Source organism: Clostridium folliculivorans (assembly GCF_024341905.1).
Lineage (GTDB): Bacteria > Bacillota > Clostridia > Clostridiales > Clostridiaceae > Clostridium_AR > Clostridium_AR folliculivorans.
The window spans coordinates 203,964-226,948 of record NZ_BQXY01000004.1; the positions used below are offsets into that span (position 1 = coordinate 203,964).

At 30.6% G+C, this 22,985-nt stretch carries 23 protein-coding genes; 16 read left to right on the forward strand and 7 right to left on the reverse strand.

Going from position 1 to position 22,985, the window contains the following annotated elements:
• Window positions 1–14: 14 nt before the first annotated feature.
• Entirely contained in the window at window positions 15–881 is an 867-nt protein-coding gene (locus OCU55_RS13945) for an NAD-dependent epimerase/dehydratase family protein (RefSeq protein ID WP_261852921.1), read from the reverse strand.
• Window positions 882–1,012: 131 nt separating this feature from the next.
• On the opposite strand from OCU55_RS13945, the gene OCU55_RS13950 reads away from it, so the two are divergent.
• The 5 genes from OCU55_RS13950 to OCU55_RS13970 all read left to right on the forward strand — a co-directional run bounded on the left by OCU55_RS13950 (window position 1,013) and on the right by OCU55_RS13970 (window position 7,451).
• Window positions 1,013–1,759, forward strand: coding sequence for a polysaccharide deacetylase family protein (locus OCU55_RS13950; protein ID WP_261852922.1), 747 nt, complete (start codon window positions 1,013–1,015; stop codon window positions 1,757–1,759).
• An 8-nt stretch (window positions 1,760–1,767) separates the two neighbouring features.
• On the forward strand, window positions 1,768–2,757 hold the full coding sequence (locus OCU55_RS13955; protein WP_261852923.1) for a UDP-3-O-(3-hydroxymyristoyl)glucosamine N-acyltransferase: 990 nt from the start codon (window positions 1,768–1,770) through the stop codon (window positions 2,755–2,757).
• A gap of 213 nt (window positions 2,758–2,970) precedes the next feature.
• Window positions 2,971–4,287, forward strand: coding sequence for a nucleotide sugar dehydrogenase (locus tag OCU55_RS13960; protein WP_427847055.1), 1,317 nt, complete (start codon window positions 2,971–2,973; stop codon window positions 4,285–4,287).
• A gap of 22 nt (window positions 4,288–4,309) precedes the next feature.
• Window positions 4,310–5,680, forward strand: coding sequence for a tetratricopeptide repeat-containing glycosyltransferase family 2 protein (locus tag OCU55_RS13965; RefSeq protein ID WP_261852925.1), 1,371 nt, complete (start codon window positions 4,310–4,312; stop codon window positions 5,678–5,680).
• A complete protein-coding gene (locus tag OCU55_RS13970) occupies window positions 5,670–7,451 on the forward strand; it encodes a tetratricopeptide repeat-containing glycosyltransferase family 2 protein (RefSeq protein WP_261852926.1) in 1,782 nt (593 codons plus the stop codon). Before OCU55_RS13965 ends, OCU55_RS13970 begins: the two co-directional genes overlap by 11 nt.
• An 82-nt stretch (window positions 7,452–7,533) precedes the next feature.
• Here the strand turns inward: OCU55_RS13970 and OCU55_RS13975 are convergent, their stop codons facing one another.
• The 3 genes from OCU55_RS13975 to OCU55_RS13985 form a co-directional block, all read right to left on the reverse strand.
• Window positions 7,534–8,340, reverse strand: a complete 807-nt coding sequence (locus OCU55_RS13975) for a DNRLRE domain-containing protein (protein ID WP_261852927.1) — start codon at window positions 8,338–8,340, stop codon at window positions 7,534–7,536.
• Window positions 8,341–8,534: 194 nt separating this feature from the next.
• A complete protein-coding gene (locus OCU55_RS13980; RefSeq protein ID WP_261852928.1) occupies window positions 8,535–8,831 on the reverse strand; it encodes a hypothetical protein in 297 nt (98 codons plus the stop codon).
• Between the two features lie 281 nt (window positions 8,832–9,112).
• Window positions 9,113–9,832 (reverse strand): EcsC family protein, encoded by a 720-nt coding sequence (locus OCU55_RS13985; RefSeq protein ID WP_261852929.1) that lies wholly within the window; start codon window positions 9,830–9,832, stop codon window positions 9,113–9,115.
• A gap of 387 nt (window positions 9,833–10,219) precedes the next feature.
• Between OCU55_RS13985 and OCU55_RS13990 the strand changes: the two genes are divergently transcribed.
• From OCU55_RS13990 to OCU55_RS14005, 4 genes are all read left to right on the forward strand, one after another.
• Window positions 10,220–11,308: a PfkB family carbohydrate kinase gene (locus tag OCU55_RS13990; protein ID WP_261852930.1), complete on the forward strand. Its 1,089-nt coding sequence runs from the start codon at window positions 10,220–10,222 to the stop codon at window positions 11,306–11,308.
• A gap of 2 nt (window positions 11,309–11,310) precedes the next feature.
• Window positions 11,311–12,225, forward strand: a complete 915-nt coding sequence (locus OCU55_RS13995; RefSeq protein ID WP_261852931.1) for a pseudouridine-5'-phosphate glycosidase — start codon at window positions 11,311–11,313, stop codon at window positions 12,223–12,225.
• Window positions 12,226–12,790: 565 nt separating this feature from the next.
• Window positions 12,791–14,500, forward strand: a complete 1,710-nt coding sequence (gene hcp / locus OCU55_RS14000) for a hydroxylamine reductase (RefSeq protein WP_261852932.1) — start codon at window positions 12,791–12,793, stop codon at window positions 14,498–14,500.
• Between the two features lie 348 nt (window positions 14,501–14,848).
• Window positions 14,849–15,922 carry an AI-2E family transporter gene (locus OCU55_RS14005; RefSeq protein ID WP_261852933.1) on the forward strand — a complete coding sequence of 358 codons (1,074 nt, stop codon included), beginning with the start codon at window positions 14,849–14,851 and terminating at the stop codon, window positions 15,920–15,922.
• Window positions 15,923–15,956: 34 nt separating this feature from the next.
• Here the strand turns inward: OCU55_RS14005 and OCU55_RS14010 are convergent, their stop codons facing one another.
• Window positions 15,957–16,265, reverse strand: a complete 309-nt coding sequence (locus tag OCU55_RS14010; protein ID WP_261852934.1) for a winged helix-turn-helix transcriptional regulator — start codon at window positions 16,263–16,265, stop codon at window positions 15,957–15,959.
• Between the two features lie 196 nt (window positions 16,266–16,461).
• On the opposite strand from OCU55_RS14010, the gene OCU55_RS14015 reads away from it, so the two are divergent.
• A complete protein-coding gene (locus tag OCU55_RS14015; RefSeq protein WP_261852935.1) occupies window positions 16,462–17,097 on the forward strand; it encodes an FMN-dependent NADH-azoreductase in 636 nt (211 codons plus the stop codon).
• 89 nt (window positions 17,098–17,186) lie between these two features.
• Here the strand turns inward: OCU55_RS14015 and OCU55_RS14020 are convergent, their stop codons facing one another.
• Window positions 17,187–17,603 (reverse strand): hypothetical protein, encoded by a 417-nt coding sequence (locus OCU55_RS14020; protein WP_261852936.1) that lies wholly within the window; start codon window positions 17,601–17,603, stop codon window positions 17,187–17,189.
• A 203-nt stretch (window positions 17,604–17,806) separates the two neighbouring features.
• On the opposite strand from OCU55_RS14020, the gene OCU55_RS14025 reads away from it, so the two are divergent.
• Window positions 17,807–18,679 carry an SDR family oxidoreductase gene (locus OCU55_RS14025; RefSeq protein ID WP_261852937.1) on the forward strand — a complete coding sequence of 291 codons (873 nt, stop codon included), beginning with the start codon at window positions 17,807–17,809 and terminating at the stop codon, window positions 18,677–18,679.
• Window positions 18,680–18,912: 233 nt separating this feature from the next.
• Here OCU55_RS14025 and OCU55_RS14030 read toward each other — a convergent pair whose 3' ends face one another.
• A complete protein-coding gene (locus OCU55_RS14030; RefSeq protein ID WP_183279412.1) occupies window positions 18,913–19,071 on the reverse strand; it encodes a hypothetical protein in 159 nt (52 codons plus the stop codon).
• A gap of 348 nt (window positions 19,072–19,419) precedes the next feature.
• Here OCU55_RS14030 and OCU55_RS14035 point away from each other — a divergent pair, with 348 nt between their 5' ends.
• The 5 genes from OCU55_RS14035 (at window position 19,420) to OCU55_RS14055 (ending at window position 22,985) form a co-directional block, all read left to right on the forward strand.
• A complete protein-coding gene (locus tag OCU55_RS14035; RefSeq protein ID WP_261852938.1) occupies window positions 19,420–20,310 on the forward strand; it encodes an IS1/IS1595 family N-terminal zinc-binding domain-containing protein in 891 nt (296 codons plus the stop codon).
• 260 nt (window positions 20,311–20,570) lie between these two features.
• Window positions 20,571–21,014 (forward strand): GNAT family N-acetyltransferase, encoded by a 444-nt coding sequence (locus OCU55_RS14040; protein WP_261852939.1) that lies wholly within the window; start codon window positions 20,571–20,573, stop codon window positions 21,012–21,014.
• A gap of 39 nt (window positions 21,015–21,053) precedes the next feature.
• Window positions 21,054–21,830, forward strand: a complete 777-nt coding sequence (locus OCU55_RS14045) for an SDR family NAD(P)-dependent oxidoreductase (RefSeq protein WP_261852940.1) — start codon at window positions 21,054–21,056, stop codon at window positions 21,828–21,830.
• Between the two features lie 283 nt (window positions 21,831–22,113).
• A complete protein-coding gene (locus tag OCU55_RS14050) occupies window positions 22,114–22,437 on the forward strand; it encodes a PadR family transcriptional regulator (RefSeq protein WP_261852941.1) in 324 nt (107 codons plus the stop codon).
• Window positions 22,438–22,457: 20 nt separating this feature from the next.
• Window positions 22,458–22,985: a DUF2812 domain-containing protein gene (locus OCU55_RS14055; RefSeq protein WP_261852942.1), complete on the forward strand. Its 528-nt coding sequence runs from the start codon at window positions 22,458–22,460 to the stop codon at window positions 22,983–22,985.

Consider the following 22,985-nt stretch of genomic DNA (forward strand, 5'->3'; position numbering starts at 1 on the left):
TTTTTACACACCTTCTAATTTTCTAGAGTTTTCAACCATTTAAAGTAATAAGCAAGTCCCTGTTCTAAGTTTGTATTTAATTTATAATTTAAAGCAGAGCATAGATAGCTATTATCACCTACTAAGTCTTCTGCATCAGTTTCTTTATAGGAAAAACGTAAGCTTTTGTTATCTGCAACATGTGCTATTATTTTACAAAGCTCTTCTATTGAAACAATATCATCTCCACATGCATTAAATACTCCTGACACATCATTTTCAATAGCTAGGTTGATGATAGCTATTAAGTCGGATATATATATAGGATTTATTCTAGGATGTCCATTCTTGTTTAGTGAAATCACATTATTGTTCAAAATATCGTAAAACAAATTACTTATTAACCGTCCTTTTTGTCCTTCACCGTATGGAAAAAATGGCCTTAATATTACAATATCTAATTTATCTTTATATAAATCACATATCTTTTCTGAAAAGTATTTACTTAATAAATAAATTCCTTCTGGGTTACAAAAATTGCATTCTGATAAAGATTCTTTGCTATAACCATATACACCACCAGATGAGATAAAAATAAACTTTTTTACGGAATTTTTAACACAGAACTCTAGTAAGGCTATAGTAGATTTAACGTTTATATCTATATATTCATAGTTATCAGTACTTTTACTGTTCACTATGGAAGCGCAATGAATTACCGTGTGTGGGTGTAGATTGGTAATGTTATCTAAACCAGTTCTTAAGTCCCAATATATATTAGAACACTTTGGATTTTTATTTCTCCCAAGGTTTGTGATGTTATATATACTATTCAATGAATTTACTAAGTGTGTGCCTATAAAACCAGAACCACCGGTTATTAGCAATTCTATATTTTTCATTATTATAAAAACTCCTTACAGAAATTTATAAAGAACAAAAGCTTTTTTCCTTCATATTATATGGAGAAACTTATAAATTGCCCCATATGAATATTGTTTCAGTTGTAATAAGTTAAGGAGATAAAACGAATATGTTTACTTATAAAGAATACGGGCTACTTATAGAACTAATGAAGCAAGTGAATATAATATATACCTTTAAAACATTACCAGAGAAACCTTTGACAGGGGTAATACTAAGGCATGATATAGATTTTGATATTGAGACAGCTTATGTGCTATCGCAAATTGAAGAACAAAAAGATGTAAGAAGTACTTATTTTGTGCTTACCAGCTCAGAAACTTATAACCCTAATGCATCAAAAAATAGAAGATTGCTACGTAATATGCACGATAAGGGTTTTGATATAGGCTTGCATTTTGACCCACTTGTATATGGCAATTTAGATGATGAGAAGATGCAATCCAACATGAAAAATGAGTGTAGTATTCTTGAAAATATTATTAATGATAAGGTATATTCTGTAAGTCTGCATCGCCCGTCTATCTATAATGTATATCCGGTGTTTCAAGGATATAAGAATGCATATAGTCCAGAATTCTTTAATTCTGAACTGTATATATCAGATTCATGTAAGGATTTCAGAGGGAAAAATATATTTGAATTTATAAGGAAAGGGAAAGAAGATTTAATCCAAGTACTATTGCATCCAATTCATTTTTCTGAAACAGAGTTAACTTATGAAGAGGCGCTTAATAAAATATTCAAAAGAAACATTAATGAATTAGATTGTGATATGAGATTGAATAAAAAATATAACGAAGAAATGGGAAACAAAAAGTTATTAGATTGTTTTTGTAAATATGCAGACGGTTAGGAGAAATTATGGATAAGAAATTCTTTTTTAATAGTTATGATTTAGTGGATATAGATGATTGTTACGGAAATATAACTAAAAGTATTGATATTTACAATATATCAACGGCTGGAAGGCCTAGGGATAATAGTCTTATATTTATAAGTAAAATTGATAAGCTTTCATTATTGAATATGAGGTTAGTAAATGAAAGTATTATATTGATAAGCAATGCTGTAAAGCTGTTTCTTGATGAAAACGAGATAAGTATTCATGAGAATAACATAGTTCTTATAGTAGAAAATGCAAGGCTAGAGTATGCTAAGATTTTAACTTATATCTTAAAAAGACAAAGTAAGGTGCTACATGGCTACAAGTTGAACGATGAAGGTTATGTTATAGGTGAGAATGTAAAAGTAGGTCAAGAAACTCAAATCGAACCTCTTGTTTTTATTGGGAACAATTGTAGCATAGGGGAAAGGTGCATTATAAGGAGTGGAGCAAAGATAAGGGACAATGTTATCGTAGGAAATGATTGTATTATAAAAGAAAATTCAGTTATTGGCGATGAAGGATTTGGAATGGAGAGAGATGAAAAAGGAGTTCCTTTCAGGATACCACATCTTGGAGGAGTAATACTAGGAAATAATGTAGAGGTTGGAGCTTTAGTTTCAGTTGCTCAAGGCACAATTGAACCTACGATTATAGAGGACGGTGTTAAGATAGATGATTGTGTATTTATTGCTCATAATTGTAGAGTAGGAAAAGGATCATATATAATTGCTAACGCAGAGATTAGTGGCAGTGTGGCCATTGGAGAAAATAGTTGGATAGGACCAAATACATCAATAATTAATGGAGTTAAAATAGGTAGTCATGTAACTATCGGTATAGGAAGTGTAGTTTTGCGTAATGTGCAGGATAATGAAGTGGTAGCAGGAAATCCTGCTGATACAATTGAAAACCTAAAGATGATGAAAAGAATTAAGCAGAAACTTTTAAATGAGATGAATATTTAATAATTAGGTGCAATTAAAGCACCGTATTGGAATCCTTTATGACTGCTTAATTTCAACATTAACTACAATTATATCCGATTATTAAAGACGAGCGGTAATGCACCTACTAGCATGAAGATAAATATCTTAAAGAACATATTTTTTCAGTAAGCATAATATATAGTAGAATTTAGTGTAAAATGTTGACAATTTATGGGTAAAGGAGTTAATAAAGTGACTAATGAATCTATTCTTGCTGAAAAGATAGCGAACAAAAGTGCAGTTGTAGGAATTGTGGGACTAGGATATGTAGGTCTTCCTCTAGCTGTTGAAAGTGCTAAAAGTGGATTTAACGTTGTAGGTTTTGATGTGCAAGAAAGAAAAGTTCGCATGATAAATGAAGCTGTTAATTATATAGGAGATATAGTTGATACTGACCTTAAGGATTTGGTTTCTGAAGGAAGATTAAAAGCGGTAGTAGATTTTAATTTTGTAAGTGAAGTGGATATAGTGCTGATATGTGTACCAACTCCATTGGATAAATATCAGCAGCCGGACATTAGCTATGTAAAAAAATCTACAGAAGCTGTGGCTGATTTTCTTCATAAAGATATGATTGTTATCTTAGAGAGTACCACATATCCAGGAACAACTGAAGAGCTAATACGTCCTATACTGGAGCAAAGATCTGGACTATTTTGTGAGAAAGACTTTTACTTGGCATTTTCACCAGAAAGAGTAGACCCAGGAAATGAAGTTTATAAAACAAAAAATACCCCTAAGGTAGTAGGTGGTATTGGGAATAAAAGTTCAGTAATTGCTGAGAAGTTTTATAAGAGTGTACTTGAAGGTGAGGTTATTACAGTATCTAGTCCCAGAGTGGCTGAGATGGAAAAAATACTTGAAAATACTTATAGAAACATAAATATTGGTTTGATAAATGAGATGGCTATTATTTGCAATAAGATGAATGTGGATATTTGGGAAGTAATAGAAGCAGCTAAAAGCAAACCCTATGGTTTTCAGGCATTTTATCCAGGTCCAGGGCTAGGGGGACATTGTATACCACTAGATCCTTATTATTTAACTTGGAAGGCGAGGGAGTATGATTATCACACTAGACTTATTGAAACAGCTGGTGAAATAAATAATTATATGCCTAGATATATAGTACAAAGATCTTGTGAAATATTGAATAGACTTAATAAACCCTTGAATAAATCCAATATATTAATACTTGGAATAGCCTACAAAGGTGATATAGATGATTATAGAGAAAGCCCTGCTCTTAAGGTTATTGAAAGCTTTCAAAATCAAGGAGCAGAAGTTAATTTCTACGATCCTTATATTTCAGAGTATGTATTTAAAGATAAAAAGTATAGAGGTGTTGAGTTAACAGAAGATATATTAAACAAATCAGATTTAGTAGTAATTACTACTGATCATAAAAAATATGATTATTTATTTATCCAAAGAAACTCCAAGATAATATTTGATACTAGAAATGCAACTAAAAGTCTTAAGGATAAGCAAAATATAGAGCTTCTATAGATGGCTTGGAGGGATGAATGTTATGGACAATGAGATAAGCCTCTGTATGATTGTTAAAGATGAAGAAAAAACATTACCAGTATGTTTAAACAGTATTAAAGACTTAGTGGATGAAATTATAATAGTAGACACTGGATCGAAGGATAAAACAATTGATATAGCAAAGAGTTTTAGTGCTAAGATATATAGCTTTAATTGGAATAACGATTTTAGCGAGGCTAGAAATGAATCTTTAAAGCATGCTACAAAAGACTGGATATTAATAATGGATGCAGATGAAGAACTTTATTTAGAAGATAAAGAAAGACTCAGAGCACTATTAAGTAGTGAATTAAAAGAAGATGCTATTTATTTTTTTCAAGGGATAAGTTATTTAGGTGAAAAGATTGATGAAGGTAATATCACTACTAGTTTAAATCCACGCCTATTTAAAAATAATAGAGGTATTCATTATGAAGGTCAGATTCACAATCAATTGGTATATATAAGTAATGAGGTTAGTGTAATCGAAGAATATATAAAGATACATCATTATGGATATTTAAATGAAAAGATAATTCTAAAGAAAAAACCTGATAGAAATATTCCGATTTTGGAAGAACAAATAAAAAGAAATTCTAAGGATGGATTTGCTTATTTTAATTTAGGAACTGAGTATTATTATTTGGGAAGTATTGAAAAAGCATTAGACTACTATTATAAGTCTTATGAGGAATTTGATTATAATTTAGGATATAGTTCTAGATTAATCCTGAGAATAGCACTTGCAAATTATGAATTAAAAAGATTCAGTGAAGCTCTAAGGTTTGTAGATATTGGAGTGAAATACTTTGAGAAATGCACAGATTTATATTATGTTAAATCTCTTATTTATAAAGAATTAAATGAAACTAATATGCAAATAGATGCACTTAATATGTGCATTAATATTGGTGAATCACCGGCTAAATTTAAATATTTGAGTGGAACAGGAAGTTATGGAGCTTATAATGAGTTGGGAAATATATATATGAAATTAAATGATTATGATAAAGCTTATAATTATTTTTCAGAAGTTATTAAGCTAAAACCAGACTATATAGTGCCACTATGTAATATTATTCAGATGATATATAAACAAGACATACCATTAGAGGAGATCAAACTTAAAGTAGAGAATCTTTTTGATGATTATCCTAAAGCATATTATATTATCGCAGAAGCATTTTATCATGAGGGGCATTATGAAATATCCCTTGAGTACGCAAGTAAATGTAAGGCTAGTGGTATAGCTAATGAAAATACTAGAAAGCTAAAATTAAATAGCCTTCAAAAAATAACTAATCCTATGTTTTCTAATGAGAGTAATGTTAATAAAGAAAGCAAACTTGAGGTAGAACGTTATGAAGAATGAAATAAGCTTATGCATGATTGTAAAAAATGAGGAAGAGTATTTACCTAGATGTTTAAATAGTGTTAAAGATATTGTGGATGAAATAATAGTAGTAGATACTGGCTCTACAGATAGAACAATAGAGATAGCAAAGGAATTTAATGCGAAAGTATATTCTTTTCAGTGGAGCAATAATTTTAGTGAGGCTAGAAATGAATCTTTAAAACATGCTACTAAAGATTGGATATTAATATTAGATGCAGATGAAGAAATCTACAAAGAAGATCAAGAACTTTTCATAACTTTATTTAATAGTGAACTAGATGAAAATGCTATTTATAATTTTGAAGGAGTAAGCTACTCAGGAAATTATATTGATGAAAATAATAAAACCGTAAATTTAAATCCAAGGTTATTCAAAAATAATATGGGAATTCACTATGAATCAGCAATTCATAACCAGCTAGTATCTTCAGAGAACAATTATAATGTAATTTGTGAGGATGTAAAAATACATCATTATGGATATTTGAATGAAAGGATTATTTCTACTGATAAGAGAAATAGGAACCTAACAATATTAAAAGAACAGTTCAAGGAAAATCCTAATGATAAATTTATATGCTTTAACTTAGGAAATGAATATGCAGCTTTAGGTGATTTAAAGAAAGCTTTGGAGTTTTACTATAAAGCATATGATAAATTTGAGCCTAATACAGGATATGGCTTTGCATTAGTAATACGTATGGTATACACACATTATACTCTTGGAGAATATTATGAAGCTTTAAATCTTAGTGATGAAGGAATAAAATACTATCCTTATTGTACAGATTTGCATTTTTTCAAGGCGGAAATCTTTAAGGCTTTAAGGAAACCAACCTTACAGATTAAAGCGTTGCAAAAATGTATTGAAATAGGAGAAGCTCCTGCTAATTTGAAATTTTTCTCTGGAACAGGAGGATTTAAAGCTTACTATGAATTAGGCAATGTCTGTTCAGAATTAAGAGATTACGAGGGTGCATATAACTATTATGTTGAGGCAATGAAAGCTGAAGCTGGGTTTATAACCCCTATATACGATATTATTCATATACTAAAACTTCAAAGCTTAAAAGTGAATGAAGTACAGGAGATAATTAAGAGGTTTTTCTCTGACTCTTCAGAAGATTGTAGTATGATGACACAGCTGTTTTTCAAAGAAGGATATTACGAAGCGGCATTAGAGTGTTTAGGGAGATGTAGGGGTATTACACTTACAGATGAAATGAAGGCTTTTAAGCTAAAATGTCTTATAAGAATAGGAAATTATGAAGAGTGTATTGCAGCTGATAATTTTAATGAAGAAACCAAAGGTTATAGTGAATGTTTAATGTATAAAATAATAAGTTATATATTAATTGGTAAATGTGATAAAGCTAAAGTGATTTTGGATACTAATAGAGATACTCCAATTTACGGGTATGATAAAAAGGTGATTGAAGTATGCAGGCAACTTGTTAATCTATTTACTAAAGAGCCAACGTCTACAATAAGTAAAGATGAAAATGAAACAGAATATATGAATATTATTTTGGAAGTTTGGGAGATAATACTAATCAACCGAAAATATGATGAGCTAGCTGTAGCTGTAAATTTGGCAAATTTAGTGGATAATAGATTCGCACTGCTAGAACTAGGAAAACTTTATTATAGAAATGGATATATTGAAATAGCTAAAAGAGAAATCTTAAGATCGATAAAAGAGTTTGAAATATATGATAATGAAGGCTTAGATATTTTGAAAATATAAAATAAAATCTCCTTATCAATATTATGATAAAAAACATTTTATTATTGATAAGGAGATTTTAAAAATAAATAACAAATAGAGTTTAATCTGAATATGAACCACCAAAGATTATACTTTCAGTATCTTGTGGATTAGGCTTAGGGTTTATTGTTATATAATAAGTTTTATCTATATGAAGAGGTGTATTCTCTCCAACATTGTCATACTGATCAACCACGTAATAATTGTCTGTGGTACCAGTTAGATGCCTTTTTACAGCAACATCAATTAAGGCATTATACTTTGCATTAGCTGCTACTGTTCCTGTAACCTGTACCTGTGCAAGTGAGGGGATACCATTGGGTGGAGCAGGCGGTATACATTTATCTGGAAGCTGCTTCTGAGGTATAGGGGTGAAACTTACCTTTAAAAAAGGAATCAAGTAATGATCTTTGATTATAGCAGAACCGAAGCTCGCAATTATATCATTGTTTTTTCCAAACAACATAATACATGTACTCCTTTTGGGATTAACTATCCAAGCAGAAACAAAAGGGGTTAATGTAGCTTTTGCTACTACCTCAGAGGTAATTGGGTAAAAGTACTTTGGCATGCAGCCATCTATTGTGGGATGATTATTAAAAGTGGTGTAAGTGCTGAAATAGCTGCATGGGTAAATTCCAAATACCTTGCTTACATCATTATAAAAATTATCAGTTTTAAATAATATGAGTTCTGCATAGCATATCAATACATCACTTGGTATTACGGATAAGTCAAAAAAGAGATAGCTAAAATAGGTAGTGATACCATCGCTACCTACTAATATAGTATCTCCATTTATATTTCCATCTGGAAGTTTATTTGTTATAGTAATACTTTTATTAGCGGGGATTATGACACTTGCCAAGGATTTCACCTCTTTTCCCAATATTATAAAATATGGAGTGAGATATTAATTTATCTCACTCCACAATTAAGATGTACCACCTCAAATCTGGTTTATTCTTAAAAATCTTACGGAGTTTAATTATAAAATTTGAAAATATATATCTAATTATGAGGTGGTACTCATATAATTAGAATTTAATAGGTTCTATATTATTAAGGTGTTTGAGATAAGCCCCATGTTAATGTTACTGTATCCCTGGTCTCTCGCTTTGGAACAATAGTTAAAGTAGTTGTTATATTATAAGTTGTTGTTAAAGAAGTTGTATTACTTAAAGGAAAAGTTTTCTTAAAATGTGTTGCACTAGTTCTAGGGAAAGTGGTGCTATTATTAATATCCTTTAAATCAAGGGTGACATAACCTACATAGTGTGGGACAAGAGTTCCAGTAGCTTGTACCGAATAAATAGAACCAGTTTGAGGCGTATCAAAATGCACTGTTGAGTCTGCCAAAAAAATCAGCTCCTTTGTTTAATTTTAACTAAAATATTATCTTATATTTATAATATATGAATGAATTACTGTGATGTGATAGATTTTATTTAATAATGTTATAAAAAAGATATTATTTTGTAAATATTGGAAGAAAGGTTTGTGTTTTTGTATCAGTGGCCAAATTTTATATAGCATCATATAGTATATGGATGCATCACTTTATTCCTTGATATGTCAATGAAGTAATACATCAATATAACAAGTAAGCCGCTATAAATTAAAATTTATGCGGCTTACTTTCATTTATAGAGTAATCTCATCCTATAACAATTCATTGCAGTTTCACCTAACTTATCTAAAAGCTTTGAGTTTACATAAGCTCCTACAAAGGCACCTACAGCAGGAAGCATCTGTAGTAGTTTAGCTAAATCTATATAATCTCTATATTCTTGTTGAAAGGTTTTCCAGTCAAACTCGTTTATATCGGAAGGCAGGGATCTTGAATATTCTTCCCAGTTTTCAATTTCAGAGAATATCTTATTTGAATGATTTTTGCTTGAAAAAGCTAGTTGAAATACATGAAGAATAAAGAGTCTTTCCTTATAGTTACGTACATCAAAACCATATATAGAAGCTACATCAAATAGAAACTTAAATTTTATAGTTAGTAGAAGTGGAAAATCAGCGAGACCTACTAAAAAACCGCCAGCACCTGTTCCAGCCCCCTCTATCATAGCTGTGGTTTTATATGTTTCGATTTTTTTTCTTACTAATTCTTCTCTGTCATAAAAACTCATGCTACTGTATGTTTTCTTTGTTATAAACTCAGAACCTGATATAACAGCTTTTGATATATTTTTTATAGATTCTGTCATTATAGTGTGATATTTGTCTGGAAGGATACTGTTTATCTTTTGCTGGCTTTTTTTAGCCAAGTTATCTATAACTGTGGGTTTTTTATTTACTTTAACTTTCCATTGGTTCACTTCAGATTTTGCTTGATCTATATAGTGTTTCATACAAAATTAATCTCCTTTATAACATAGCTTATGTTTAGGTAGAATACCGCCTAGGTTTACAGATAGAAAACTTTATTAAGTGTAACATTAAAAGGTTATACTTATATAGTATTAAATATTCATCTTGATGTTAATAGTGATGTAGGGTTCTTCTAAGGAAATTTAATTTATATTTGTTCAATACTTTTTGTTTTATAAGCTTTTCAAGCATGTATAAATTAATAGTTAAACTAAGCGCTCTAAATTATAGATATGTAAAAATGTAAGTTGAAAAATAAAGATATTTTTTATGAATTTAATATATATAAACCTTTACAGAGGAATAAATAAGTGGTACGATTTAAGTAAGCAAAAGTTAATAAAATAAGCATATGTTAGGGTGATGCTATGACGAACAGAGAGCAAGAAATATTACAGATCATAAGAAGAAATCCTATGATATCACAAAAAGAATTAGCAAATATCTTAGGTATTACTAGGTCTTCAGCAGCAGTACACATAACTAATTTAATAAAAAAAGGCAGTATATTAGGAAAAGGATATGTGGTAAAGGAAAATCAATATGCTACAGTTGTAGGGGGAGCGAATATAGATATTCAAGGTTTTCCTAGTAGTAAATTGATATACAAAGACTCCAATATTGGTGTGGTTAAACATTCATTAGGCGGGGTTGGAAGAAATATAGCTGAAAATATGGTTAGGCTTGGAATTCATACGAAATTTATATCAGTAGTTGGTGAGGATGTTTACGGTCAAAAGATTATTGATGAAGGAAGACATATCGGAATGGATGTTAAGGAGATAATGGTGGCTCAAGGGCAGAGTACGTCTTCTTATTTATCAATTTTAGATGAGTATGGAGATATGGCTGTTGCAATATCTCATATGGATGTTATCGAGAAACTTGATGTTAATTATTTGATAAGTAAAAAACATGTATTAGAGAATTCTTCAATTACTGTAATTGATACAAATCTCAATGAAGATGTAATCAAATATATAGCAAGTAACTATAAAGAAAGTAAATTATTCTTAGACACTGTTTCTACTGCAAAGTCCATGAAGGTTAAAGACATAATAGGAGTATTTCACACTATAAAACCTAACAAGTTAGAGGCTGAGATCCTAAGCGGTATAATGATAGAAGATGACACCAGTTTGAAAAGGGTTGGTAGATATTTCATAGATGCAGGTGTGAAAAATGTATTTATAAGTCTTGGTTCAAAAGGCACTTATTATACTGACGGAAAACAAGATGGATATATTGAAGGGAAAGCTATAAAGGTAGTAAATGCAACTGGAGCTGGAGATGCATTTATGGCTGGACTTGTATATGGAGAACTTAATGATTTAAGTATAAAACAAAAGGCCATATTCGGTAATGCAGCAGCGATACTTGCACTTAGTCACGAAGATACTATAAACCCTAATATTACAGTGGATAATATATATAAGTTAATTGAGGAGGAGTTTTAATTATGTTAGAAAAATATTTAGACATTAATCCAGAGGTTAAAAAAGCTTTAGAAGAAGGTAGACCAGTAGTAGCTTTAGAATCTACTATAATATCTCATGGTATGCCATACCCACAAAACGTTTCAACTGCATTAGCAGTAGAGCAGATCATAAGAGATAATGGTGCAGTTCCAGCTACAATAGCTATATTAGGTGGAGTTTTGAAAGTGGGCTTAACAGAAGCGGAAATAGATCATTTAGGTAAAGCAGGAAATGTTATAAAGACTTCAAGAAGAGATATACCTTTCATAATAGCTAAAAAAGCTGATGGAGCTACAACGGTTGCTTCAACTATGATAATAGCAGCACTAGCTGGAGTAAAAGTATTTGCTACTGGAGGAATCGGCGGTGTTCATAGAGAAGCGCAGGAAACTTTTGATATATCAGCAGATTTACAAGAATTTGCTCATACAAATGTAGCAGTTGTTTGTGCAGGTGCAAAATCAATACTTGATATAGGTTTAACATTAGAATACTTAGAAACTTATGGCGTTCCTGTAGTTGGATTTAAGACTGAAGAACTTCCTGCCTTCTATACAAGAAAAAGCGGCTTTGGAGTTGATTACAAAGTAGAAGATGAAAAGGAACTTGCTGAAGCAATAAAGGCTAAATGGGATCTTGGACTAAATGGTGGAGTAGTAATAGCTAATCCTATACCAGAGCAGTATCAAATGGATTATGATACTATAAATAATGCTATAGAAAGTGCATTAAAAGAAGCAAAGGAAAAAGGAATAAAAGGAAAAGAAAGCACACCATTCTTACTTGCTAAAGTTAAAGAGATTACAGGTGGAGCATCTTTAGATTCAAATATTAAGCTTGTATTTAATAATGCAGAAGTTGCAGCTAAGCTTGCAGTAGAATTAGCTAAACTTTAATATCATATTAATTAATGGCTTGAGTTGAAATTAAGTTGTCGCTCTTCCGATACTTCAACGATTTTCGCAAAGAATTAATATGATTTTCGGAAATCTCATAGCTAAAACTGTATAACTCACTACGTTCGGACAATACAGTTTATTAACGCTATTCCATTTCCGCAAATCATTTAATTCTAATAGCTCAATCATATAGTATCTCCATAGCAACACCTTAATTTCAACAATAGCATTAAGAAGAAACTATTTAATAAAACTCTCAGTATATAAATGCTAATATAATGTATTTATAAGACTGGGAGTTTTATTATTTAAGGTTACAAGTTTGTACTAAAGTGGCAATATACCTATGTTAGCAGCATATTTTAAAATGAATAAACAAAACTTTTTTATAAAAATTATAAAAAGTTTTTATTTCGTAACTTAAGTTACCGATTAATGTAGAGTAAATTAGTATAATTTGAAATGTAGAGAAGAGATCAAACAAATAAATGCCACTTCAATTAGTCATACGGAAGATGGTACGAATAATTTAAAATAAATAAATTAAACGGAGGTTACGTTCATGAGTATGTTTTGTTATCAATGTCAAGAAGCAGCTGGAGGTAAAGGCTGTACAATAAAAGGTGTTTGTGGTAAGACTGAAGATATAGCAAAATCACAAGATTTATTAATATATGTTGTTAAGGGTCTTGCAGTTGTAAACAATGAAGGAAGAAAAGTTGGAGTTAAAAATAAGAAAGCTGACAACTTCATAGTTGATAGTTTATTTGCAACAATAACAAATGCAAACTTTGATAGAGATGTATTTATATCAAGAATAAGAGAAGGCTTAGCTTTAAGAGAAGAACTAAAGGCTGAAGTAGCTAAAGCAGGCGGAAATGTTGGAGTAACAAATGAAAGCTGGTTAGCTAAGATACTTTCTTTCGTTGGATTAAAGAGAGAAGAAGAAAGCAAACTTCCAGAAGCAACAACTTGGTTCTCAACTAACATTGATGAATTCAATGAAAAGGCTGAAACTGTAGGAGTTCTTTCAACAAAGGATGAAGATATAAGATCATTAAGAGAATTAACAACTTACGGATTAAAAGGTATGTCAGCTTACGTAAAGCAAGCTAGAGCATTAGGATTTGAAAATGATGAAGTTGTTGCTTTCATGGCTCAAGCATTAGCTGAATTACTAGATGATACAAAAACAGTTGATGATTATGTAGCATTAGCTTTAAAAGCTGGTGAAGTTGGTGTTTCAGGTATGGCATTATTAGATACTGCTAACACTAAGACTTATGGAAATCCTGAAATAACTAAGGTTAATATAGGAGTTAGAAATAACCCAGGTATATTAATAAGTGGACATGATTTAAGAGACTTAGAACAATTACTTGAGCAAACAGAAGGAACTGGAGTAGATGTTTATACTCATAGTGAAATGCTTCCAGCTCACTACTATCCAGCATTCAAAAAATACAAGCACTTTGCAGGAAACTACGGAAATGCTTGGTGGAAACAAAATGAAGAGTTCGAAAAGTTCAATGGACCAATACTTATGACTACAAACTGTATAGTTCCTCCAAAAGCTTCATACATGGATAGAATATATACTACAGGTGTAACTGGATTTGCAGGAGTTAAGCATATAGATGCAGATGCAAATGGAATTAAGGATTTCTCAGCTTTAGTTGAACAAGCTAAGAAATTACCTTCACCAACTGAAATAGAAACAGGAGAAATCATCGGTGGATTTGCTCATGAACAAGTATTTGCTTTAGCAGATAAAGTTGTTGATGCAGTTAAGAGTGGAGCTATAAAGAGATTCTTCGTAATGGCTGGTTGTGACGGAAGAGCTAAGAGCAGAAACTACTACACAGAATTTGCTGAAAAGCTTCCAAAGGATACAGTAATCCTTACAGCTGGATGTGCTAAATACAAATATAACAAATTAAACTTAGGTGATATCGGAGGAATTCCAAGAGTTCTAGATGCTGGACAATGTAATGACTCATACTCATTAGCATTAATAGCATTAAAGCTTAAAGAAGTATTCGGATTAGCTGATATCAACGAGTTACCAATATCATACAACATAGCTTGGTATGAACAAAAAGCTGTTATAGTATTGTTATCATTACTATACTTAGGAGTTAAGAATATACATTTAGGACCAACTCTACCAGCATTCCTTTCACCAAATGTTGCTAATGTTTTAGTTAAAAACTTTGGTATCGGTGGAACAACAAATGTTGATGATGATATGGCTATGTTCCTTGCACAATAATTAAAAATTAAGTATTAAGTATTAATCTCATGCAGTATACGAAAATTTAAGTATCCCCTTAAATTTTAGGCAAGATCTCCCCGGATCTTCGTAAATAATAATCTCACCCTTTATATAAGGTAGACTATGATAAATAGTCTTCCTTTTTGCTGTATAAAAAACTACAAAATTTATTTGCTGATTCTATTAACTATTAGTAAAAACTAGATTGTTTAGCTAGATCTTATTTAGAACTGGGCTGTTATATTTATGGCGTATTAAACTATTTATAAATATTACTAGGCATACAAACCAAAGCTATGGAAAACACTAATATTAGTTAAACTATAAAAACTTTAGGAGAAAATTATGAAGAAGAAAAAACTAATATATAATCTTTTAATAATAAATTTAGTTTTACTAGCAATATTTCTTTATAGTAAAGTACCAACACTAATAATTTTTGCCCATAAAATTGCAAAGGTAGTATTCGTACCAGTAATTATAGGAGTGTTCTTTTTTTATCTAGTAAAGCCTTTAAATGATTTCCTTTTAAGAAAGGGTACGAAAAACAGCATTGCAGCTATGTTGACTCTAATAATTACGGTTATAGTACTATCTGGATTTTTTGTGTTTTTAGGATCACGATTGATAAGAGAATTTCAACAACTTATTTCTAAGGTATCAAATACTTTACAGAATGATTCATTAATAAAGGGTTTTAATGATTATTTTACAAATAACTTAGATCTTGGATGGGTTTATGAAAAGATTGTGAGATATGTAGAAACATATGTATATATGCTTGGAAAGAGAGGTATGAGAGTATTTAGCTATGCGATGAATTTATTTTCTGTACTATTACTTATACTTGTAATAATATTTTATCTACTAAAGGATGGGGTAAAATTTAAAGGAAGCATTATTAAGTTAGTTCCAGATAGACATAAAGATAAGGTGTTTTCAATTATGAATGAAAGTAATAGAGTATTATCGTCGTATGTTACAGGGCAGGCATGTGTAGCATTATCTTTATCAGTTATGGTATATATAGGATATAAGTTAGTGGGAATGCCTAGTGCTCTTATCTTAGCTTCAACTACGTTTATCTTGGCTTTTATACCTTTTGTAGGCTTCTTTGTTTCAATGATAATCCCTTATATTATTGCTATAAGTGTGGGGATTCATATGGTGATAAAGCTCACAATATTATTTATGATAGCACAAGGGGTTAAAGGAAGAATTGTGGTTCCTTTAATAATGTCAAAGGCTATGAAGATACATCCGTTGACAGATATATTCTTGGTTATAGCTGCTGCTAGTTTGATTGGGCCATTAGGTGCTTTTGCAGTAGTACCATTATATGCAGTGATTAAAGTCATACTAGTAAATGCAAATTTAATAACTGCTGATAATAAAATTATCTACAATAAAGATAAATAAATTTAAATGGAAAATCGGCAGTTGCCTGCCGATTTTAACTCCATTTCTCAGCCCATTTCTGGATTTCATCCATGGCTGTTTCAAGGTCTTTTCCTTTTTCAGTGAGCTCATATTCTATCCTTACCGGAATCTCAGGATACACAGTTCTCTTTATAATACCTTCCTTTTCTAATTCCTTAAAGCGCTCTGTAAGCATTCTTGCACTCATATTAGGAATTGTTTCGGATATATCTGAAAATCTCTTTGGACCACTTAGTAAAGTTCTTATTATTAAGCCAGACCACCTTTTACCAAGTAGGGAAAAAGCTGCTTCAAACTTAGGGCAAAGTTGACACTTATCCATAATAATCATCTCCCAAATTTATTTTATCATATATACTTGACAAAAGTAAGTATGATATATTAATATAGTTACATAAAGTAAGTTGATAATAATTATTAATTAGGTATTATAATTATATAAAACTTGATATTAAAACACAAGTAAATTATTAGAATTTAGAAAATATATATTTATTGTAAGGAAGGATGATTTAATTATGTCAAAAGTTTTATTTATTACTGCAAATCCAAAATCAGTTGAAGCTTCATATAGCCTAACTGTAGCAAAAGAGTTTATTGAGGAATATAAAAAGGTTAACCCTAATGATGAAATTATTAATATAGATGTTTATAAAGATAATATACCTCTTATAGATGGAGATGTTTTTGAAGCTTGGGGTAAATTAGCAGGTGGAGTAGCATTTAATGAACTTTCACAAGAGCAGCAACAAAAAGTAGGAACTCTAGGTGCTTTGGTCGATCAATTTGTAGATGTAGACAAGTATGTATTTGTATCGCCACTTTGGAATTTTGGAATTCCTCCAATGTTAAAAGCTTATATTGATACTGTATCAGTAGCTGGAAAGACTTTTAAATATACTGAGAGCGGATCAGTAGGCTTATTAAGTGGCAAAAAGGCTGTGCACATACAAGCAAGAGGTGGAATATATAGTTATGGTCCAACTGCTGAGTTTGAATTAGGAGATAGATATATAAAATCAGTTCTTGGCTTCTTCGGAATTACAGACTATTCATCTGTAATAGTTGAAGGTGCAAACTATGCTCCAGATAAAGCTGAAGAAATTAAAAATGCAGCTATAGACAATGCAAAGAAAGTTGCTAAAAGCTTCTAAAAATAATATCAGAAGTATAATTAAAGTGTGAGCGATTATTTCATATTAACGCTCACACTTTATAATTTGCAAAAATATATTATATGCTATTACACTGGTAATGGTTTTCTATCTTTTATTAATATATGGATATCTTCATGAACTTTAACTATAGCATCTATAAATTTGCTATCAGGTAAGTCGTAGGATCTAGTAAGTATTGTTTTAAGTTCATTTAATCCTATAAGATATTCGAATTCTTTTCCGCTTTCAAAACCTTCTCTTAATGACATTACTGCTCGAGTATCACATATTGTACATCTTGCAGTGTCTTCTTCGTCACCTAGAAAGTGTATGAATTCAAGTACCTCATCATATTGTACTAATTTAGGATCTACGTATACAATTGCAGAAAAAGGATCATTTTTAGCATTTATGTCTATCTTATTAACCCAATAAAATTCAGTTATAGTATTTTGTATTCTAGACTTTAAATCACCACTATCGAGTATTCTTTTGTATTCCACTTATATCACTCCTCTCTACAAATATATTTTTTCTATATTTATATGTCTATATACTAGGATTATTCTGCAATAAAGGATTAAGTGATATGAAATTCAATGATTAAACATTTTATGAAAAGGATAAAAATTTAACCTAAAAGGAATAATAATTAAGAATTATAGCTTTGTATAGAAATTATAAATAATTTTTAGAGGTGATATAAATGGATAAAAATCATAAGTTTCCAACTAGTTTCCCACCACAGCACCAAGATAGACAGCCAGGTTTTGAAAATGAAATGAATCCAAGGCCTATTTTTGAAATGGAAGGATATAATGCATCCTCTAATAGATTAAAAGATAAAGTTGCCATAATAACAGGTGGTGATAGTGGAATAGGAAGAGCAGTTGCCATAGCTTTTGCAAAGGAAGGTGCTAAGGTTGCCATAGTATATTTGCATGAAGAAGATGATGCCGAAGAAACTAAGAGCATAATAGATAAATGTGGAGCTCAGTGTATGCTTATAAGTGGAGATATAGGTTATGAAGACTTTTGCGGGCAAGTAGTAAAAAAAGTAATGGATCAATGGGGTAAAGTTGACATATTAGTTAATAATGCAGCAGAGCAACATGTACAAAATAGCCTAAAGGATATAAGTGCAGATCAACTTGAGAAGACCTTTAGAACTAATGTATTTGGTGCATTTTATATGAGTAAAGCAGTTTTGCCACATTTAAAATGTGGAGGAAATATAATAAATACCACTTCCATAACAGCTTATAAGGGTAATGAAACCTTAATAGATTACTCATCCACTAAGGGAGCATTAGTAAGCTTCACAAGGGCTCTATCTCAAAGTCTTGCAAAGACAGGAATAAGAGTTAATTCAGTTGCACCAGGACCAATATGGACACCGCTTATACCAGCAAGTTTTGGGGGAGAAGATGTTAAGAGTTTTGGATCAGATACGCCTATGGGCAGAGCTGGTCAGCCAGTGGAATTAGCTCAAGCTTATGTGTTCCTAGCTTCAAACGATGCGTCTTATATTACAGGTCAAACTATACATGTTAATGGCGGTAATATAGTTAATGGATAATATAGATAATCTAGTTCTATATAATGAAACTAATTGATATTTCTGTTAACTATTAATAGTAATAGGTTTATCAACTATATATTTCATTTGCAATTAGCCTATTTATAGATATAGAATCTAAGTTCTATATAAACTTAGGATTTAAAAATTTTCTGAGTAGTTTTTTATTAAAATATTTTATTAAATAACAATATACTTCCTGATATCTATTATGGATATCAGGAAGTAATTAACTAGTCGTCAGCTCTTCTCTCCATATTATGTTTTTCTTTTAATACATCTTCTTGAGATAGCCCTGTTTGATTCATTATTTCAGTTATACCAACATTATGTTCAAGGAACTTTCTTGCAGACTCCATCTGCTTTTCATGCATACCTTTTCTTTTACCCATAATCAACACTCCTTTCAAAGTTATTATTTGATTAATCTTAACTATTTAAACTAGAATAAAAAGAGAGTTACGCTAAGCTATAGAATTACTAACAAAAAATTAGTAAAATAGGATATAATAAATCATCTAAAATATCACTGAAGAATGGAAATATTACAGCTTTATATAAACGTTTTTATTATTCTAACTGACTGCTATAAAGAAAGCATAGTAGAAAGGCACTTCAGTGAATTTTTATAGTATGCAGTTATTTGTTAAATAAATGTTGGTAATGATTAAAAACATGAACATGTGGCAAGCATTAAGAGGATAGCTCAATTATTAAATTTTATTAGAGAGGTGTTCCTTTTGATACAGCATGATGTTGAATTAAAAAAGTTTGATTTGCATACTAATGATGTTATAAAAAGAGATTTTTATAAAGATAGAATTGTAGAAGCTTGCCCAACTTGTGGGTCAACTTGGCATATTAAATATGGTTTTTATAACGGAATTCAAAGATACAAATGCAAAGTGTGTGATAAAACTTTTTCACGCGCAACTAATTCATTGTGGAGTTATTCAAAGAAGAATACTAGAATCTGGATGGAATTTACTGAATTAATGACCGAAAATAAAACCTTAAAATTTTGCGCTGAGAAGTTAAATATAAGTATTGGGACAGCTTTTTATTGGAGACATAAAATACTTAAGGCTCTAAGTATAGACTCAATTCCAGATAATCTATCAGGAGTTGTACATGTAGGGAAAGTTATTATAAAAGAGAATTTTAAAGGGTGTAGAGATCCAGAAATAATCGCTGCATCAACTCCAAGAGAAAACATTTGGGTTATTGGTGCAAGAGGGCAAGAAGACACTATGTTTATAAAACCAATATTTAAGTATCAATGGGATAAAGTTGCTTTCAATGAGAAAGTTTATACTAAAATAGAAAAAAACTCATACATTGCTGCATACGGAGACAGCAATATAAATGCAATAGCTATGAGACATAATAAAAATAAATCTATTAAGGTAGACAAAGAATATAGAATAAAATATATTTGGCCAAATTTGAAAAAGTGGCTATCAATCTTCCATGGAGTAGCCTCAAAATATCTGCAAAGATACCTTAGTTTTTTCATAATCATGAACTTGGATAAGGCGATCGATTATATGGACTTGATATATGATAGATTATTTGAAGGAAATAGATTTATAAAAACTGATGAAATAAGAATTAGAAGTTCACTTTTTTAAAAGTATGGAATTAATACCAGGGTTGTCTGCTTTTTTTGTGTGAATATCTACCAACATTTAATTAATATATAAATATATAAAGAAAAAATATAGTGTAAGTGTAGAGCCTGCAAAAATAGTAGTGTAGCTGTTGTAAAATATACTATTATAAATATTTTTCTAATTTATTAAAGTGTATTTACTACAATATGTTTATGAATAAAAATTATTAAGATTTACTTAGAAATTATATATTCAATAACTTTAAAAGGAGAAATAAAATGGAGTGGATTACAAAGCATTTTAGTGATTTAAATATAGAAGAACTTTATGAAATAGTAAAATCAAGAAATGAAGTATTTATAGGAGAACAGGAAGTTAAGGAGCAGGATTTAGATGATAGGGATAAAGATTGTTATCATCTTTTTGCAATGGATAATGGTAGAGTAGTTGCTTATTGTAGAATTCTTAAGACTGGAGTAGCATACAAAGATCCTTCTATAGGTCGTGTTCTAGTTACAAGAAGTCATAGAAGAAGTGGACTTGCTAATAAAATGATGGTAAAAGCAATTGAATTTATAAAAAATGAATTGGATGAAGATAATATAACATTATCAGCACAAGAATATGTGGTGAATTTATACGAAGGTTTAGGATTTAGGAGAAAATCTGAAGTTTACATGGAAGCAGGAATACCTCATATTAAAATGAGATATGAAGGATAGTATAGTTCAAGCTGAGAATATATACAGTGGAGAAAAATAATGAGTGATAAGTATACGTTAATAACTGGAGCTACTTCTGGGATAGGGTACGAATTAGCAAAGCTTTTTGCAAAAGACAAAAATAACTTAATTATAATTGGAAGAGATAAAAAAAGATTAAAGGAAGTAAAGGGTGAGTTTGAAAAAATAAATTCTATAAAGATTCATTTTGTAGAAGCAGATCTAAAACTAGAAGCTTCTGTGGAAAAAGTGATTAAATTTGTTGATGAAAATAGTTTAACTGTGGAAAACTTAGTGAATAATGCGGGCTTTGGTTCTTTTGGACATTTTCATGAAGTTGATTCAGAAAAAGATTTAGATATGATTAAGGTTAATATATATGCATTAACTAGACTTACTAAAAGCTTCCTCCCTAAGATTATTGAATTAGGTGAAGGGGGAGTCTTAAATGTTGCATCTACGGCAGCATTTGCTCCAGGACCTAAAATGTCTGTTTATTATGCAACCAAGGCTTATGTATTATCATTAACTGAAGCTTTAGGAGAAGAGCTTAGGGATACTAATATAAAAATAACAGCCCTTTGCCCTGGACCTGTAAAGACTAATTTTCAAAGTCGCGCGGAAGTTGTGAAATCTGAGAAAGCTAAAAAATATATGATGGATGCTGAAACTGTAGCGTACATAGGCTATAAGGGCTTTTTAAAGGGAAAGTTAATAGTTATACCCGGATTGAAGAACAAAATTATGATTCAGGCATTAAGAATGGCACCAAGAAGTGCTATAAGAAAAATAATAAGAGGTGTCAATACAAAATAGAGGCTAGATTTAGCTTCTATTTTTTGCTTTATAAAGAAGATATATAATTTTTGTGCTAGTTAAACCTAGTTACTTCAGGCACTTCCTGCTTTTTTGACGTATACAGTGAGAATGAAAGCCCATTCTCCTATCAGATTTTCATCATAGGCATTGGGAAGGGAAGATGAGCAAAAAAATCACTGAAAGATTATTGACAATATGAATAAATTGGAATATTATATCAGTATACGATATATCGGTAAGCGATATAAAAGCAACAAATGAAAGGGATGACCTGAAGTAAATGAAAGATGCTAAGAAATATATTCCTTTAACAGAGGCTACATACTATATACTTTTATCTTTAGCAGAGACTATGCATGGGTATGGCATAATGCAAAGGGTTGAGGAGATGACAAAGGGCCAGGTTAAGCTTGGACCTGGAACCTTATACGGAGCGATAAGTAAGTTAGTTAAGGAAGAGATAATAGTAGAAGTAATTAATGAATTTGATTCTAGAAGAAAAAGCTATTCACTGACTGAATTAGGAAAAGAGATAGTTAAATTAGAGCATAAAAGAATTGAATTACTTTATGAGAATGGTAAAAGAATAGTATCTGGATTATAGCATTCGTTAAGGAGGTTAATATGGTAAATATAAATAAATATATTAAAAAATTTAAGATTTTCTTTGTGTGGCAGCATGAAGAAGAAGAAAAATGGTTAAGGGAAATGAGTCTAAAAGGGTATGAGCTGGTAAATGCAAGATTATTCACATTTACATTCAAAGTGTGCGAACCGAAGGATGTTGTATATAAGCTTGATTATAGGAGATTAAGTAGATATGAAGAGGACAATTACCTCACGATATTTGCAGAGTCTGATTGGGAGTATGTAACAGGATGTATGAATTGGTTCTATTTCAAAAATGAAAACTATAGTGACGATAAGATGGAGATTTTTAATGATAAAGAATCTAAGGCTGAAATGGTGAGTCGTGTTCAAAAGCTAATAGGATTAGTTACAGTTGCAGAATTATGTATGCTTGCATCAATAATAAGAACTGCAGAAGAAAGTCCTGTATTGGCAGTTTTTTGGGGATTACTGATGATGCTTTTGATTTATGGAAATATAAAAATGTTTTTTAAACGTAGAGCTTTACGCAAAAGATTTTAA

Coding starts and splice junctions, on each gene's coding strand:
- OCU55_RS14015 (WP_261852935.1), top strand. CDS start 16,462: ATGTCAAAAGTTTTATTTATTACTGCAAATCCAAAATCAGTTGAAGCT.
- OCU55_RS13995 (WP_261852931.1), top strand. CDS start 11,311: ATGTTAGAAAAATATTTAGACATTAATCCAGAGGTTAAAAAAGCTTTA.
- OCU55_RS13950 (WP_261852922.1), top strand. CDS start 1,013: ATGTTTACTTATAAAGAATACGGGCTACTTATAGAACTAATGAAGCAA.
- OCU55_RS13955 (WP_261852923.1), top strand. CDS start 1,768: ATGGATAAGAAATTCTTTTTTAATAGTTATGATTTAGTGGATATAGAT.
- OCU55_RS13990 (WP_261852930.1), top strand. CDS start 10,220: ATGACGAACAGAGAGCAAGAAATATTACAGATCATAAGAAGAAATCCT.
- OCU55_RS14055 (WP_261852942.1), top strand. CDS start 22,458: ATGGTAAATATAAATAAATATATTAAAAAATTTAAGATTTTCTTTGTG.
- OCU55_RS14050 (WP_261852941.1), top strand. CDS start 22,114: ATGAAAGATGCTAAGAAATATATTCCTTTAACAGAGGCTACATACTAT.
- OCU55_RS13945 (WP_261852921.1), bottom strand. CDS start 881: ATGAAAAATATAGAATTGCTAATAACCGGTGGTTCTGGTTTTATAGGC.
- OCU55_RS13970 (WP_261852926.1), top strand. CDS start 5,670: ATGAAGAATGAAATAAGCTTATGCATGATTGTAAAAAATGAGGAAGAG.
- OCU55_RS14030 (WP_183279412.1), bottom strand. CDS start 19,071: ATGGGTAAAAGAAAAGGTATGCATGAAAAGCAGATGGAGTCTGCAAGA.
- OCU55_RS14010 (WP_261852934.1), bottom strand. CDS start 16,265: ATGGATAAGTGTCAACTTTGCCCTAAGTTTGAAGCAGCTTTTTCCCTA.
- OCU55_RS13985 (WP_261852929.1), bottom strand. CDS start 9,832: ATGAAACACTATATAGATCAAGCAAAATCTGAAGTGAACCAATGGAAA.
- OCU55_RS14040 (WP_261852939.1), top strand. CDS start 20,571: ATGGAGTGGATTACAAAGCATTTTAGTGATTTAAATATAGAAGAACTT.
- OCU55_RS14005 (WP_261852933.1), top strand. CDS start 14,849: ATGAAGAAGAAAAAACTAATATATAATCTTTTAATAATAAATTTAGTT.
- hcp (WP_261852932.1), top strand. CDS start 12,791: ATGAGTATGTTTTGTTATCAATGTCAAGAAGCAGCTGGAGGTAAAGGC.
- OCU55_RS14025 (WP_261852937.1), top strand. CDS start 17,807: ATGGATAAAAATCATAAGTTTCCAACTAGTTTCCCACCACAGCACCAA.
- OCU55_RS13965 (WP_261852925.1), top strand. CDS start 4,310: ATGGACAATGAGATAAGCCTCTGTATGATTGTTAAAGATGAAGAAAAA.
- OCU55_RS14045 (WP_261852940.1), top strand. CDS start 21,054: ATGAGTGATAAGTATACGTTAATAACTGGAGCTACTTCTGGGATAGGG.